Origin of the sequence: Actinomadura litoris, from assembly GCF_009733595.1 — a bacterium.
Taxonomy (GTDB): Bacteria; Actinomycetota; Actinomycetes; order Streptosporangiales; family Streptosporangiaceae; genus Spirillospora; species Spirillospora litoris.
This window is the reverse complement of the sequence record NZ_WOFH01000016.1, coordinates 63,342-77,734: the sequence shown is the minus strand read 5'-3', so window position 1 is coordinate 77,734 and position 14,393 is coordinate 63,342. Positions and strand designations below refer to the sequence as shown.

Here is a 14,393-nt window from a genome sequence, read left to right as displayed (position 1 = left end):
TGCTCTCAAAGCAAAGTCTGCCGGGCGTACCCAGGATAGGAGACCGATGACCGAGAACCCCGCGAACACGAGCACGCGACCCGGGCCGGGCGGTGTGGCGCTCGGCGACGCGCTGGTGCGGATCCACGACGACCTGCGGGTTCGGCTCGCCGCCCTCCGGGACGAGGTGCTCGCCGCCCTGGACGGCCGGGCCCCGGCTCCGGATCTCGGGGCGGAACTCCGCGAGCACTGCGCGGCCGTGTGCGGCGCCCTCGGCGAGCACCACGACAACGAGGAGACGCGCGGCTTCCCGCTGCTGGAGAGGGAGGCCCCGGGCCTGGCGCCGGTCCTCGACCGGCTGCGCCGCGAGCACGTCGAGGTGGAGCGGGCCCGGCGGAGCCTCCAGGCGCTGCTGGACGACCTCGGTGCGGCCGACCCCGCACGCGTGCGCGCCGAGCTGGACCGGATCACGGCCCGACTCGACGCGCACTTCGCCTACGAGGAGGATCAACTCCGCGAGGCCCTGAACGGCATCTCGGTCTGAGGGGCGTCAGGGCGCCTGCTGCGGCGACAGGTGGAGGCTCACGATGCGCCACGTGTCGTCCCGCCGGAGGTAGACCTGCGTGACGCGGAACCTGCCCTCCGTCGGGCGCCCCTGGTGGGTGGCCTCCTGGACCTGCGTGCCGATCGCGATCGCGGTGTCGCCGAAGACCCGCACCCCGACGGCCCTCAGCGTGAACGCGGTGACGTTCAGGCCGCCCTGGTAGCGGCCGAGCCACTGCTCCTTGGTGAGGACGTAGCCCACCGGCCCGACGGCGCGGAAGTCCTCGTCGAGCAGCTCGTCCAGCGTCCCGGCGTCCATGGCGCGCTCGGCGTCCGCCCACCGGCCGCTCAGCTCGCGCACCCGTTCTTCAGCCGACATGGCATCCCCCTTCTGAGTGAGTACTCACTCAAAGCTAGTCGAGGGAATGTCCGGCGGCAACCGCCGCGGGAAGCGGGAGGGGTCAGGAGACCTCGGACGCGGGCAGCGCGCTCTCGTCCAGCGCGCCGCAGTCGACGGCGCGGCGCAGCCGGCCGACGAGCGCGGTGATGGTCGCGGGCTCGTCCAGCACCCCGGCGCGGCCCGCCGCCTGGTCGTGCCAGGCCCGGACCCGCCCGATGACGTCGTCGACGCCGGTCAGGTGGAAGGCGTAGACGACGGCGTACCGGCTCGGCAGGTGCGCGGGGTGCAGGTCCCAGCCCTGGTAGAAGCCGCGCCGCAGCGAGTGCCTGACGTGCTCGGCGTGCACCGACCAGGCGGCGTTGACCTCGTCCGGCCCGTCGTTGCGGGGGATGACGTTGGTCGAGCCGTCCGACAGCCGGACGCCGGTGCCCGCGAACGCGACCTGCATGAGGTCGCGGGCGAAGTCGCAGGCCGGGTGGTCGAGGCGCTGCTCCTCGGGGGGCAGCCCGAGCGCGGCGGTGTAGTCGAACACGCCGAAGTGCGCGGCGGTGAGGCGGCCCGCGGCGGCGCCCGGGTAGCGGAGCAGGGCGACGCGCCCCTCCTCGTCCAGGAGCGCGTCGGGGGTCTCGATCTGGATCTCGAACCGCAGGATGCCCGCCGGGAGGCCGAGCGCGGTCTCCAGCCGCTCCAGGTACTCGGTGAACAACTCGACCTGGCCGGAGTTCTGCACCTTGGGGAAGGTGATGGTGAACCCGCCGGGCAGCCGCCCGAGCCGGTCGCGCAGCGTCGTGAGGAACCCGTCGAGCGTGCGCATCGCGCGGTCGTGGCCGCCGTCGGCGAACGACTTGACCCGCACGCCCCAGTAGTGGGGGAGGCTCTTGACCTGGTAGGCGGCGGCGACGGCCTCGGCGACCTGCTCGACGTGCGCGTCCTCCTCGGCGTCGCCGCGCACGCCGTAGCCGTCCTCGAAGTCGATCCGCACGTCCTCGACCGGCTCGCCCGCGAGCTTCGCCGCGACCCGCTCCCGGACCAGTCCGGCGATCTCCGGGTCCATCCCGAAGGCGGCGCCGAACGAGCCCGCGCCGGGCGTGTGGGTGTTCAGCAGCCGCAGCGCCTCGGCGCCGAAGTCGGCGGGCGCCGTGCGGGAGAACCGGTCGGCCGGGACGTAGACCGTGTGCACCGGCTGGCGCCCCTCGGCGGGCCCCGGACGGCGCTCGGCGTGGCGGGCGCGCAGGGCGGCGACGCGCGCGGACAGGTCGTCGAACGAGGAGACACTGAGGTTCACCCCGTCATGATCCCGCATGTCGCAGCGGCGCGGAAGCGATCCGGCGCGGTTGGCCGCCGATCTGCGGACGGGCGGTGGGCGGGTGGTGGGCGCTTAGCGATCAAGAAGGCATATGATCCCGAAAACAGGTCCCACTTCAGTTTCGGGGTTGTACATGACGGACAGTAGTATTGACCTAAAGACGGACATACCGCACTCCGCACGTATTTACGACTACATTCTCGGCGGAAAAGACAATTACCCCGCCGACCGGGAGGCCGCGGGCGCCATCGTCGCCGACTGGCCGAACCTCCCGAAGTCGATGCGCGCGAACCGGAACTTCATGGCGCGGCTCGCGCACCACCTGGCCGCCGAGCACGGCGTCCGCCAGTTCCTGGACATCGGCACCGGCCTCCCCACCTCGCCGAACCTGCACGAGGTGGCGCAGTCGGTCGCGCCGGAGTCGCGCATCGTCTACGTCGACAACGACCCGATCGTCCTCGTCCACGCGCGGGCCCTGCTGACCAGCACCCCCGAGGGCCGGACCAGCTACCTCGACGCCGACTTCCTCGACCCCGAGGCGATCCTCGGCTCCGCGCAGCTGCGCGACACCTTCGACCTGAGCCGCCCGGTCGCGGTGAGCCTGATCGCCATCGTGCACTTCATGCCCGACGACGCGAAGGTGCAGGCGATCCTCGACCGGCTCATGGAGCCGCTGGCGCCCGGCAGCCTGCTCGCCGTCTCCGCGTGCACCGCCGACAGCGCGCCCGAGGAGGTCACCGCCGGGGTCGCCGCCTACAACGCGAACGGGATCTCGACCGTCGCCCGCGACAAGGAGCGCTTCGGGCGCTTCTTCCGCGGCCTGGAGCTGCTGGACCCGGGCGTCGTCCTCGTCAACCACTGGCACCCCGACGCGGAGGCGGCGGCCGTCGACGACGCGCACGTCCACATGTACGGGGCCCTGGCCCGCAAGCCCGCCTGACGCCCGCCGGTCGGCCCGACGCCCGCGAGCCCGCCTGGAAAGGGCGGGCGGCCCCCACACGCCACATCGCGTGGGGGCCGCCCTGAGCGGGTCCTGTCCCGTTTCGAGGAGACGGCGCGGTCAGGACGAGACGGCGCAGCTCCCGCGGTCGGCGCGGCGCGGCCCCTCGGCGGTCGGGCGGATGTCGAAGTCGAAGATCTCGGTGGGCAGGTAGAGCGAGCAGCAGGCGTTCGGGATGTCGACGACGCCGCTGACGCGCCCCTCGATCGGCGCGGCGCCGAGCAGCAGGTACGCCTGCTCGCCGCTGTAGCCGAACGTCTTCAGGTACTCGATCGCGTTGAGGCAGGCGTTGCGGTAGGCGACGGTCGCGTCGTTGTACAGGTTGGTGTCGGTGTCGTGGTCGACCGAGATGCCGATGAACGACAGGAACTCGCTGTAGCGCGGCTCGACGTTGCCGGGCATGAAGATCGGGTTCGTGGTGACCCCGTACTTCTCCATGCCGCCCTTGATGATGTCGACGTGGAAGTCGATGAAGCCGCCCATCTCGATGGCGCCGCAGAAGGTGATCTCACCGTCGCCCTGGCTGAAGTGCAGGTCGCCGCCCGACAGCAGACCGCCCGGCACGAACACCGGGTAGAACACCCGCGCGCCCCGGCTGAAGTTCTTGATGTCGTGGTTGCCGCCGTTCTCCCGGGGCGGGACGGTCCGCGCGCCCTCGCGTCCGACCGCGTCGAGCTCGGCGCCGGTGAGCGTCCCGGCGAGCACGCCCTGCTCCAGCGGCGGCAGCGCGAGCGGGGGCACCCGGTCCGGGTCGGTGGCGATGAGCGCCCGCTCCCGCCGGTTCCACTGGTCGAGCAGTTCGGGCGAGGGTGCGGTGCCGAACAGGCCGGGGTGGGTGATGCCGGTGAAGCGCACGCCCGGGATGTGCCGTGACGTGGCCTGCTGGCCGTGGAAGTCCCAGATCGCCTTGTAGGCGTCCGGGTACTGGTCGGTGAGGAAGCCGCCGCCGTTCTGCTTGGCGAAGATCCCCGTGTAGCCCCAGCCCTGGCCGGGGACCGAGCCGGTCTCCTGCGGGATCGGCCCGATGTCGAGGATGTCGACCACGAGCAGGTCGCCGGGCTCGGCGCCCTCGACGGCGATCGGGCCGCTGAGCATGTGGCAGGGCGACAGGTCGACGTCGCGGACGTCGTTCGCCGAGTCGTTGTTGCCGATCTGCCCGTCGGTCCACTCCCGGCACTCCACCCGGAACTCCGATCCCGGGCGGACGGTCGCCGCCGCCGGGATCGCGTGGTGCCACCGGTTGTGGCCGGGGTGCGCCTGGTCGCGCATGGACCGGGCCTGGTCGACGCTGAACACTACTTCGGGCATCTGTGCCTCCGTCTGGGTGCTGTGCCGTGCTGTGCTGTGCCTTGCTGTCTCGGTGCTGGGTCTGTGTGTCGCGGACGTGGACGGGTCAGGCGGCGGGAGGCGTCGGGGGAGCGGAGGACGTGCGGCGCGGGCCGACGAGGACCCACAGGCCCGCGACGGCGACCACGGCGCAGACCGCGAACGGGACGGCGAGCGCCGGGCCCGTCGTGTAGTGGTCGGTCAGCAGGAGGAACGCGGGGAGCACGGCCGTGCCCCAGGCGGCGACGAACGTCACCCAGCCGGTGTAGCGGGTGTACTCCTCGCGCTTGAGGCCGAGGACGACGAAGAACAGGAACCACAGGAACGACCAACAGAGCCAGATGACCCCGAACGGGTGGTCCTTGACGTCGAAGAAGTTGATCGCGGAGAAGACCAGCGCGGTCACCGAGACGAACAGCGAGAACCAGCCGACGCCGGTGGTGTCGAGCCCGGCCAGCAGGCCGATGCCGACGTAGAGGTAGGTGAACCCGAACAGGTAGATCCCCGACGCCGCCGTGATCGCCGCGAGGTCGTCCCCGGCCTTCACCAGCAGCAGCGTCGGCAGCACGACCTGGAGGGCCCCGACGAACAGGTTGAGCAGGGCCGCCGCCCGCGCCTCGACGCGGCCGAGCAGCATCATGGCGTTGATGAACAGCACGGCTCCGACGTAGAGCAGGCCCACGTTTCCCATGACCGGCTCCCCGCTAGGGCCGCGGCAGCTTGGCGTGGCGGGGGTCGCTCGGCGGCGCGGGGCGGCGCGGCTCCGCGGACCGGGTCACGACGCGGGGCTCGTGCGCGGACGCCTCCTGCGCGGCCCTGGCGCGCGACAGCGGGCTCCCGGCGCGTCCGAGGGCGGGGGCGGTGAACACCCGCCGCGCGGCGCCGCCGCATTCCGCGCAGGGACGCTCGGGGGCGGCCTGCCCCATCGGGAGTGCGAGGTCGAAGCTGCCGCAGCCGGAGCAGCGGTATCGGTACGTCACCATGGCGGGCCTCCCAGCCGATTTACTTCCCACAGAAACTATTTCTTGGGGAAGTATCTGTCAATGACGGATCCGGCGGACGGAAGCGCCGTGGAACCGGCATCGGAACCGATGCCCTCGATTGCGAGGACGAATCGGATCGGCGGAGGTCAGACGGTGGATTCCCCCCGCCGGCGGGGGAGGACGGGCGGAATCAGAGGCAGTGGATGACGTCGAAGTCGAGGCCGTCGGCGGCGGCGAGGAAGACCCGCTGGCGCAGGTGCCGGTCGCGCATCTCGACCGCGCCGCGCGGGCCGTCGTAGCCGAGCCCGTCGGAGACCGCGCGCATCCGGCGCGCGTCCACGCTCTGCGCCCGCCGCGCCAGCTCGCTGAACAGCCGGACGCCCTCGTAGCAGGACTCGCCCAGGCTGTTGAGGACGGGCGCCTCCGCCCCGAAGCGGCGGTGGTAGCGGGCGCCGAAGTCCAGGCCCCCGGCGGTCGGCAGCGACTCGAAGTAGCCCGCCGCCGCGAACAGCCCGCGGGTGCTGTCGGCGCCGGTGGCCAGCAGCATGTTCTCGTCCATCAGCGGGCTGAAGCGGACCAGGTCGCGGTCGAGCCCCGAGCGCGCGAACGCCCGGTTGAAGGCGACCGCGTCGTCGCCGACCAGCAGCATCAGCACCCCGTCGGAGCCGCTGCGCGCCAGCCGCGCCAGCACCTCGCCGTAGTCCTGCGTGCCGAGCCCGACGAAGAACTCCGCGCTGATCTCGCCGCCGAGGCCGTCCAGGTAGCCGCGGATCGCCCCGGCCGTGAGCCGGGGCCACACGTAGTCGTCGCCGACGATCGCCCAGCGGCGCACGCCCAGCTCGTCGGCGAACCAGCGCAGCGCGGGCCGGAGCTGGCGGCCCGGCGTCTCGCCGGTCAGGAACACCCACGGGGCGCGCTCCCCGCCTTCGTAGAGCGGGGTGTAGACGTAGGGGACCCGCCCGGCGACGCGCGGCGCGACCAGCTCGCGCACGGCCGAGATGTGCCAGCCGGTGACGGCCTGGACGGCGCCGGAGGAGACCAGCGAGTCGACCTCCGCCGCCACCCGCTCGGGGGCGGCGCCGCCGTCGACCACCGTGAACCGCACCTCGCGGCCCAGCACGCCGTGGTGCCCGTTGATCTCCTCGGCCGCGAGCCGCGCGCACAGCTCGCAGGACGGGCCGAAGATCCCCGCGGGGCCCTGCAGCGGTATCACCAGCGCGATCGTGAGCGTTTCCGTGTCGCCGGGCGTCGAGACCATCGGCAGGTCCGCATGGTTGAGAGGTGAATAATTCGTCTGTGAACGGTACCCTGTGCCTCCGATGGAGGCAATAAGCACAGGACGCAGCGAAAGGGACTTTTCCCAGCTCCTCGCGCTCGTCGACCGCCGGGTCGCGGCGCGGCTGGCCGCCGTGCTCGCCGAGGGCGGGCGCGGGCTGGACGAGTGGCGCGTCCTCGGGCTGCTCGCCGACGGCCGGGGCCACGCGATGACGGAGGTGGCCGAGCACGCGATGCTGCCGCCGCCGACGCTCACCAAGCTGGTCGACCGGATGGTGTCGGCCAACCTCGTCCACCGCCGGGTCGACGACGCCGACCGCCGCCGCGTGCTGGTGTTCCTCACCCCGCGCGGCCGCGAGACGCACGAGACGCTCGCCGGGGCGGTCGACGCGGAGTGGGCGCGGCTCGCCGACGCCGTGGGCCCGGAGGAGATGGCGCTGCTCGGCGCCCTGCTCTCGCGCGTCGCCGCCCGCCTGGCCTGAGGCGTCCCGCGCGCTCAGGGCGCGACGGCGTGGATCCCCCAGGTGCCGGTGAAGGCCGCGCCCGGCGCCAGCTCGATGACGTCCTCGCCCGACACGAACGCGTTCGGCGGGCACGTCATCGGCTCGACGGCGAGGCCCGCGCGGGGCTCGGCCGCCTCCTCGGCGGTGTAGATCTGCGTCCACGGGTGCGCCTCGTCCGACCAGAGCGCCACCGCGCGCCCGGCGCCCGCCAGCGTCACCGTGGAGCGCCCGTCGCCGTCGCGGGCGAGGCCGGTGAAGGTGTTGTCGATCAGCCGGTCGCCGAGGAGCGGGCCCGTGCGCAGGTCGCGGTCGGTGCCGGTGACGTCCAGCGGCGGGCCGGAGGGGAGCTTGCGCGGCCCCACCGGCAGGTACCGGTCCGCGAGGAAGGTGACCGTGCACGCGTCGATCGGCACGCCGACGGTCAGGTACGGGTGCGCGCCGTGCCCGTAGGGGGCGGTGACGTCCCCGCGGTTGGAGGCGGTCAGCCGGACGGTGAGCCCCCGCTCCTCCGACAGCGCGTACTCGACGTCCAGGTCGAGGCGGAACGGGTAGCCGGCGGTTCCGAGCAGCCGGTGCCGGAGCCGCACCCGGTCCGGCTCCCGCAGCACCGCCCGCCACGGCGCCCAGCGCACCAGCCCGTGGATGGCGCAGTCGTGGTCCGGATCGGAGACGTCGAGCCGGTGGGTCGCGCCGCCGTAGGCGTAGCGGCCGCGGTCGAGCCGGTTCGGCCAGGGGGCCAGCAGCTGCCCCGACGCGGCGGGCGCGTTCTCCCCGGCGCCGTGGGCCAGCACGAGCGGCCGCCCCTCGTGGGTCAGCTCGCGCAGGGCGGCGCCCGCCTCGGTGACGACGGCCTGGTACGGCCCGGCGATGAGCGCGTGCTGCTCACCGGTGATCGGCCCGGTGGTGGTCGGCCCGGTGGTGGTCGGCCTGGTGGTGGTCGGCTCGGTCATGTGCGGGACGCTACCCGGGGGCGGCCCCGCGTCAGGCCGTTTCGGCGAGGGCGCGCAGCGCGTCCTCGAAGACGTTCGCGGGCGGCTCGACCAGCCCCGCGCCGACCTGGCCCGTTCCGGCCTCGCGTCCGGCGATCCCGGTGTCGATGACCGGGAGGATCCCCGTGCGGACGACGCGGGTCACGTCCACGCCGACGGGGGTGCCCCGGAACGACAGCAGCGGGATCTGGAGCGCCGGGTGCTCGGCGAGCGTGATCTCGTACATCCGGCGGGTCGCGGCGACCGCGTCGGGCACCTCGCCGCCGACGAACCGGACGATCGCGGGCGCGGCGGCCAGCGCGAACCCGCCCATCCCGGCGGTCTCGGTGATGGCGGAGTCGCCGATGTCGGGGTTGGCGTCGTCCGGGCCGTGGTCGCCGAGGTAGAGGCCGTGGGGGACGTTCGCCGGGCCGGTGAACCAGCGGTCGCCCGTGCCCGACACCTGGATGCCGAAGTCGGTGCCGTTGCGGGCCATCGCGACGACCATGCTGGAGCCGGGGACGCCGCGCGCCGCGTCCGCCGCCGCCTTCGCCGCCGCCATCCCCGCGTTCAGGAAGAAGTGGTCGTTGCCCGCCGCGAACCGCAGCGCCTCGGCCGCCCGGTCGCGGTGCACCTCCGGCGCGGCGGCGAGGTCGGGCGCCAGCTCGCGCAGCAGCAGCGACGTCGCCGCGCGGTTGCGGTTGTGCAGCTCGTCGCCCATCTGGAGCGCCTGCGCGATGACCGACAGCAGGTCCAGCGGGCCGTGCCGGCGCACCGCCGCGCGCAGGGCCGGGCCGAGCACCTCGCCCATCCAGGTGAGCCGCTCGATCACCTCGGGCCCGTACGCCCCGTACCGCAGGACCTTCCCGAGGCCCTCGTTCAGCGAGCAGTACGACCTGCCGCCGTGCTCGGCGTCCTCCACGACCAGCATCCACATGGACGGGCTGACCACGCCCGCCATCGGCCCGACCGCGCCGTGGTGGTGGCACGGCTCGAACGTCGCGGCGCCGCGCGCCAGCGCCCGCTCGGCGCCGAGCGGCGTCTCCGCGAGCCCCTCCAGCAGCATCGCGCCGATCAGCGCGCCGCGCATCGGCCCGGACGCGCGCTCCCACTCCAGCGGCGGCCCCGCGTGCAGGAACGCGCCGGGCTCCAGGCCGAGCGCCTCCCGCGCGGGGCGCACGTCCACCAGGTGCGGGCGCGCGGTCACCATCCGGCCCACCGCGCGGGCGTTGGCCTCCGCGCGGCCGGGGGCGCCGAGGACGGCGGCGAGCGCCGCGTCCGTCCCGGGCGGGGGCGGACGCCAGTCGACGGGCTCGACCCGCACCGCCTGGTCCGCCAGCGCGTCCGCGAGCACGTCCACCCCGGCGGTGACGACCACCGGCTCGCGCGTGAGCAGGCCCCCCAGCGGGTGCCGCTCCGCGCCGCTCGTCCCGCTCATCCCGGGGCCCCTTCCGCGCGCTCCAGCGCCTCCACCAGCTTGACGGCGCGGCGCGCCGCCTGCGCGTTGGAGGCGTACACGTCGGCGCCCGCCTCGCGCAGCGCCGCGGCCTGCCGGTCGCGGTCCTGCGGGTCGGCGGGCGTCCCGCACAGCGACACCACGGCCGCCAGATCGGAACGGTCCCTCAGCGCGGCGGCCAGCACCGGCGCCAGCGCGGCGGCGGGGTCGGGCTCGGCGCCGAAGCCGAGCACCACGTCCAGCAGCAGCACGCCCGCCTCCGGGTCGGCCGCCGCGTGGGCGAGCGCCTCCAGCCGCAGCGACGGGTCGATCATCGGGTGGGCGCGGCCCCGGGTGAAGGCGTCGCCGCCGAAGTCGACGAGGGAGTGGCCGCGCGCCTCCAGGTCCCAGCCGAGCCCGGCGCGGGCGATCACGGCGGCCTCCTCGCGCAGCGTCCCGCCCGCGAACAGGCCGCGCAGCTCCCGCCCCGCCACCGCGGCGGGGCGCCGCCGGGCGGGCCAGCGCGGCCAGCGCGGCACCGGGCGGCCGAGCGCGCGCAGCGCGGTCTCGGCGGCGCGGGTCAGGTCGTCCTCGCCGGGCATCGGCAGCGCGAACACCACGGGCGTGTCGAGCCGCCGCGCCGCCTCCCGGATCAGGTCCGCGACGCGCGGCGCGGGCGGTTTGGAGACCAGCAGGATCAGCTCGGTGCCGGGGTCGGCGTCCAGGGCCGCCAGCGCCGCGAGCGCCGACCGCCCGCTCACCTGCGAGGACAGGTCGCGCCCGCCGACGCCGAGGACGTGGCTGACGCCGGTGCCCGCCGCGTCCAGCAGGCACATGAGCTGCTGCGCGCCCGTCCCGGACGCGGCGACGATCCCCACCGGGCCCGGCCGGACCGCGTTGGCGAACCCGAGCCCCGCGCCGCCGACGACCGCGGTGCCGCAGTCGGGGCCCATCACGATCAGTCCGCGCCGCGCCGCCGCCTCCTTCAGCGCGATCTCCTGCGCGAGCGGCACCCCGGCACTGAAGATCATCACGTTGAGGCCCGCGTCGAGCGCGTCCATCGCCTCGGGGAACACGCCCGGTCCCGGCACCGACAGCAGCGCCACGGTCGCCTCGGCGCGCGCCGCCGCCGACGCGGTCGTGCGCGCCGCCGGGGCCTCGCCGAGCAGGCCGCCCCGGTCGGGGACGCGGGACGCCTCGCCGAGCAGGCCGTCCAGCGCGGTCCGCGCGGCCTCCAGCGCGGCGGCGTCGCGCGCGCGGATCGCGACGACCAGGTCGCCGGGCCCCGTCTCCGCCGGGACGTCGAAGCCCATCCGCCGCATCGTCTCGACGTTGAGCGGGGTGCCCATCGCCGCCATCGCGCCGTCCACGCCGTCCCGCTCGGACACGGCGCGGCTCACCCGCATCAGCGTCACCGAATCGTGGTAGCCGCCCGGCCGCACCTCGACCCACCGGCTCACCCGCGCCCCTCCCGAACGGCCGTCCGGCGGACCGCGCGAACGCTCATGCGGACGCCCTGCGCGTCTGGCGCGCCACCGCGGGCGCGCAGAGCGCGAGCGCGGCGCGGCAGCCCGCGAGGACGCCCCAGGCCAGGTCGGCGCCGGAGGTGTGGCCCACCGCCAGCAGCCGCCGCACGGCCGGGGCCGCCGCCTCGTGCCCGGCGACGCCGCGCAGCACCGCCGCGACCTCGCCGCCCGCGCCGCCCGCCGCCGCGAAGTGCAGCAGGGTCGCGGCGAGCGCGGTGGTGCGCGTGCCCGCGTCGGCGGTGACGGCGGCGCCGAGCCAGTCGGCCAGCCGCACGGCGGGGCCGCCGCCGGTGACGGCCGCGCCGACGAGCCGCAGCGTCACCAGCAGCCCGGACAGGATGTCGTCGCCGCTCGGCGTGAGCCCCGGGCCGAGCCCGACGATGCGCTCGGCGGCCTCCACCGCGCCGGCGAGGTCGTCCGCCGCGCAGCACTCGGCGAGCCGCGCGGGGTCGGGGTGCCCGGCGAGGCCGCCTCCGGTCATCCCGGCGGCGGCGAGCGCGGTCTCCAGCGCGCGGACGCCGCGGGCCAGCTCGGCGGGGCGCATCCCGCCGAGCGCGGGCGAGGGGTCCCACCAGCGGCGGACCCGCACGCTCAGCGGTCCGACCTCGACGCGGCCGTCGCCGACCCACGCCTCCCCGCCCTCGCGGATCGAGCGGAACGGCTGGTCGCGGCGGGCCGCGCCGACCACCATCGCGTTCGGCAGCCGGTTGGCGTCGGAGCCGACCACGGCCACCACGCGGGGCTCGCGGTCGCCGCGCGTCTCCAGGTAGACGGCGGACGGGAACACCGCGAGGACGCGCGCCGCGCGGCGCGGCGCGTCGAGCAGCGGGCGCAGCGCCAGGCTGGCGGCGCCCGCGGTCTGGGGGCGGGAGCCGTGCCGAAGCGGGATGGGCTCGCGTACCAGGGCAGTCACGGATCCTCCCGAGGCCGGGGTCGGATGCCTTCCGCCGATGCCTCCACCGTGCGGGCGGCCCGGCCTCTGCGCAGACGCTAGACCGCGCCCCCCGACGGTCGTATGGGGAAAGCTGCCAAGGATGGTTGTCATCGTTCGTCTTTGTTGTCAGGGTTGATCAGGAACTGGTAGCGATCTCGCCGCAATGGGCGATGTACGCACCAAAAGGCGAGGTGACCCCTGGCATGAGTTACACCACTGCGGACCCGGGCCCACCGGCCCTCAGGCTCGCGAGCACCGGAACGCTGACCTACGGCCTCTCCGTCGGAGAGGTCCTCGGCGTCAGCACCCTCAACGGCGCGCGCCTCATCGCGGGCCGTGCCGGCCTCGAACGCATCGTGCAGCGGCTCAACGTGATGGAGGTCCCCGACATCCTGTCGTGGGTGAAGCCGAACGAGCTCCTCCTCACCACCGGCTACCCCCTGCGCAACACCCCCCAGTCGCTCGACAACCTGGTCGCCGACCTGGACGAGCGCGGCCTCGCGGCCCTGGCCATCAAACTGGGCCGCTACCTGGAATCGCTCCCCGCGGAAATGATCGCGCAGGCCGACCGGCGCGGCTTCCCCCTGATCCTGCTCCCCAACGACGTCGGCTTCGACGACATCCTCAACCAGGTACTGACCGACATCCTGAACCGGCAGGCCGCCGTGCTCGCGCGCACCGAGGAGGTGCACCGCGCGCTCGTGCAGATCGTGCTGTGCGGCGGCGGCCTCCAGGAGGTCGTCGACGAGGTCGCGACGCTGCTCGACGTCGCCGTCGTCGTGCTGGACGGCGAACAGCGGGTGCTGGCCGGAGCCGGCCCCGACGAGCACGTCCAGGCGATGCGCGCGTTCGACGCGGGCCGCCACACCGCGTGCGGACGCGGCGGCTGCGGCATCACCGGCGCGCACGGCACGTCCGACCACCTGGTCGTGCCCGTCGTCGCGGGCGGGTTCGACCACGGCCGCATCATCGCCTTCAGCCCGGGCGGCACGCTGCGCGGCACCGACCTCGGCATCCTGGAGCGCGCCGCGACCGTGGCCGCGCTCGTGGTGACCAAGCAGCAGGCCGTCGCGGCGGTGGAGAGCAAGTACCGCGCCGACTTCCTGCGCGACATCCTCGCCGGCCGCGCCGGCGAGGACGACCGGGTCGTCGCGCACTGCGACGGGTTCGGCTGGGACCTGGACCGCCCGATGATGGTGGTCGTGGCCGAGCTGGACGGCCGCCCGCGCGGCGGCGCCCCGGGCGCCGAACCCGAGGGCCGGGCGGCGCGCGACGCGCGGCGCCGGGCGGCGGGCGCGTCCATGGGCACCGCCGTGGGCGCCGCCATGGGCGCCGGGGCCGAGCCCGACGGCGGGGCGCGCGGCGTCCGCGGCGCCGAGGAACGCTCCGCCCAGGAGCGGCTGGCCGCCGCGTGGACGATGGCCGTCCGGCGGCACGACAAGGGCGCGGCGGTCGCGAGCTTCGCGCACGAGGTCGTGGCCGTGATCGGCGCCGACGGCGACGACCCGGCGGAGCTGTCGACCGGTCCGGTGCAGGCGATGGTCAAGGAGGCGTCGTCGGTGTTCGCCGAGCACCTGCCGGTGCGGCGGACGTTCTCGACCGGCATCAGCCGGACGGTGACGTCCCCGGCGGAGCTGCCCGAGGCCTACGAGCAGGCCGTCAAGGCGGTGCGGGTCGGGCGCCAGCTGCACGGCGCGGGCGCCCGCGCGCACTTCGACCAGCTCGGCGTCTACCGGCTGCTGAGCCTGGTGTCGGACCCGGAGGAGCTGCACGCGTTCGTCCGCGAGACGCTGGGCGACCTCGCCGCCGACGACGAGCCCGAACTGGTGGACCTGCGGCGCACCCTCCAGGTGCTGCTGGAGACCAACCTGAACGTCGCCGAGACGGCGCGCCGCCTGCACTTCCACTACAACACGCTGCGATATCGCATCGGGAAACTGGAGCGGATGCTCGGGGCCTTCACCGAGGACGCGCATCTGCGGCTCAACCTCACCCTCGCCCTGCACGTGCTGCGCATGCGTGGCATCTGAGCGTAGCGGCGCGCGGCGCGGCGGGATCCCACCGACACGCGCCGTCCTCGGCATGCCCTCACCGGCCCGGGGCCGACGGAAGGCGGCCCCGGCCACCGGTCCTCCGAAACCGGTCCGCGGGCTTTGGCAGATGTCGCCGGTGCCCGCTCACCTGGGTAGATCTACCTTGCCCGCAGGAACGCGGG

14 protein-coding genes are annotated in these 14,393 nt (G+C 74.8%); 4 read left to right on the top strand and 10 right to left on the bottom strand.

Going from position 1 to position 14,393, the window contains the following annotated elements; all coding sequences use genetic code 11:
• Positions 1 to 46 precede the first annotated feature (46 nt).
• Positions 47 to 523 (top strand): hemerythrin domain-containing protein, encoded by a 477-nt coding sequence (locus GNZ18_RS35110; protein ID WP_156220976.1) that lies wholly within the window; start codon positions 47 to 49, stop codon positions 521 to 523.
• Positions 524 to 529: 6 nt separating this feature from the next.
• Here the strand turns inward: GNZ18_RS35110 and GNZ18_RS35105 are convergent, their stop codons facing one another.
• Both GNZ18_RS35105 and GNZ18_RS35100 read right to left on the bottom strand, forming a co-directional pair.
• Positions 530 to 901: a nuclear transport factor 2 family protein gene (locus GNZ18_RS35105; protein WP_156220975.1), complete on the bottom strand. Its 372-nt coding sequence runs from the start codon at positions 899 to 901 to the stop codon at positions 530 to 532.
• An 82-nt stretch (positions 902 to 983) separates the two neighbouring features.
• On the bottom strand, positions 984 to 2,207 hold the full coding sequence (locus tag GNZ18_RS35100; protein ID WP_214617788.1) for a DUF6986 family protein: 1,224 nt from the start codon (positions 2,205 to 2,207) through the stop codon (positions 984 to 986).
• A gap of 154 nt (positions 2,208 to 2,361) precedes the next feature.
• Here GNZ18_RS35100 and GNZ18_RS35095 point away from each other — a divergent pair, with 154 nt between their 5' ends.
• Positions 2,362 to 3,168, top strand: a complete 807-nt coding sequence (locus tag GNZ18_RS35095) for an SAM-dependent methyltransferase (protein ID WP_156220973.1) — start codon at positions 2,362 to 2,364, stop codon at positions 3,166 to 3,168.
• 120 nt (positions 3,169 to 3,288) lie between these two features.
• On the opposite strand, the gene fmdA is transcribed toward GNZ18_RS35095, so the two are convergent.
• The 4 genes from fmdA to GNZ18_RS35075 all read right to left on the bottom strand — a co-directional run bounded on the left by fmdA (position 3,289) and on the right by GNZ18_RS35075 (position 6,795).
• Positions 3,289 to 4,536: a formamidase gene (gene fmdA / locus GNZ18_RS35090; RefSeq protein ID WP_156220972.1), complete on the bottom strand. Its 1,248-nt coding sequence runs from the start codon at positions 4,534 to 4,536 to the stop codon at positions 3,289 to 3,291.
• Between the two features lie 85 nt (positions 4,537 to 4,621).
• The gene (locus GNZ18_RS35085; protein ID WP_156220971.1) at positions 4,622 to 5,245 is read right to left on the bottom strand and encodes an AmiS/UreI family transporter; all 624 of its coding nucleotides are present in this window, start codon (positions 5,243 to 5,245) and stop codon (positions 4,622 to 4,624) included.
• Between the two features lie 13 nt (positions 5,246 to 5,258).
• Positions 5,259 to 5,537, bottom strand: a complete 279-nt coding sequence (locus GNZ18_RS35080) for an FmdB family zinc ribbon protein (RefSeq protein WP_156220970.1) — start codon at positions 5,535 to 5,537, stop codon at positions 5,259 to 5,261.
• Between the two features lie 190 nt (positions 5,538 to 5,727).
• Positions 5,728 to 6,795 (bottom strand): substrate-binding domain-containing protein, encoded by a 1,068-nt coding sequence (locus tag GNZ18_RS35075; RefSeq protein ID WP_156220969.1) that lies wholly within the window; start codon positions 6,793 to 6,795, stop codon positions 5,728 to 5,730.
• 61 nt (positions 6,796 to 6,856) lie between these two features.
• Here GNZ18_RS35075 and GNZ18_RS35070 point away from each other — a divergent pair, with 61 nt between their 5' ends.
• Positions 6,857 to 7,294 (top strand): MarR family winged helix-turn-helix transcriptional regulator, encoded by a 438-nt coding sequence (locus GNZ18_RS35070; RefSeq protein WP_156220968.1) that lies wholly within the window; start codon positions 6,857 to 6,859, stop codon positions 7,292 to 7,294.
• Between the two features lie 14 nt (positions 7,295 to 7,308).
• On the opposite strand, the gene GNZ18_RS35065 is transcribed toward GNZ18_RS35070, so the two are convergent.
• From GNZ18_RS35065 to GNZ18_RS35050, 4 genes are read right to left on the bottom strand one after another with little or no spacing between them, the layout of a single operon-like run.
• Positions 7,309 to 8,265, bottom strand: coding sequence for an aldose 1-epimerase family protein (locus tag GNZ18_RS35065; protein ID WP_156220967.1), 957 nt, complete (start codon positions 8,263 to 8,265; stop codon positions 7,309 to 7,311).
• Between the two features lie 31 nt (positions 8,266 to 8,296).
• Positions 8,297 to 9,721 carry a YlbE family protein gene (locus GNZ18_RS35060; protein WP_156220966.1) on the bottom strand — a complete coding sequence of 475 codons (1,425 nt, stop codon included), beginning with the start codon at positions 9,719 to 9,721 and terminating at the stop codon, positions 8,297 to 8,299.
• On the bottom strand, positions 9,718 to 11,178 hold the full coding sequence (locus tag GNZ18_RS35055) for an AllF/FdrA family protein (RefSeq protein ID WP_214617791.1): 1,461 nt from the start codon (positions 11,176 to 11,178) through the stop codon (positions 9,718 to 9,720). Before GNZ18_RS35055 ends, GNZ18_RS35060 begins: the two co-directional genes overlap by 4 nt.
• A gap of 43 nt (positions 11,179 to 11,221) precedes the next feature.
• On the bottom strand, positions 11,222 to 12,157 hold the full coding sequence (locus tag GNZ18_RS35050) for an oxamate carbamoyltransferase subunit AllH family protein (protein ID WP_308166041.1): 936 nt from the start codon (positions 12,155 to 12,157) through the stop codon (positions 11,222 to 11,224).
• A gap of 224 nt (positions 12,158 to 12,381) precedes the next feature.
• On the opposite strand from GNZ18_RS35050, the gene GNZ18_RS35045 reads away from it, so the two are divergent.
• Entirely contained in the window at positions 12,382 to 14,208 is a 1,827-nt protein-coding gene (locus GNZ18_RS35045) for a PucR family transcriptional regulator (RefSeq protein WP_156220964.1), read from the top strand.
• The last annotated feature ends 185 nt before the right edge of the window (positions 14,209 to 14,393 follow it).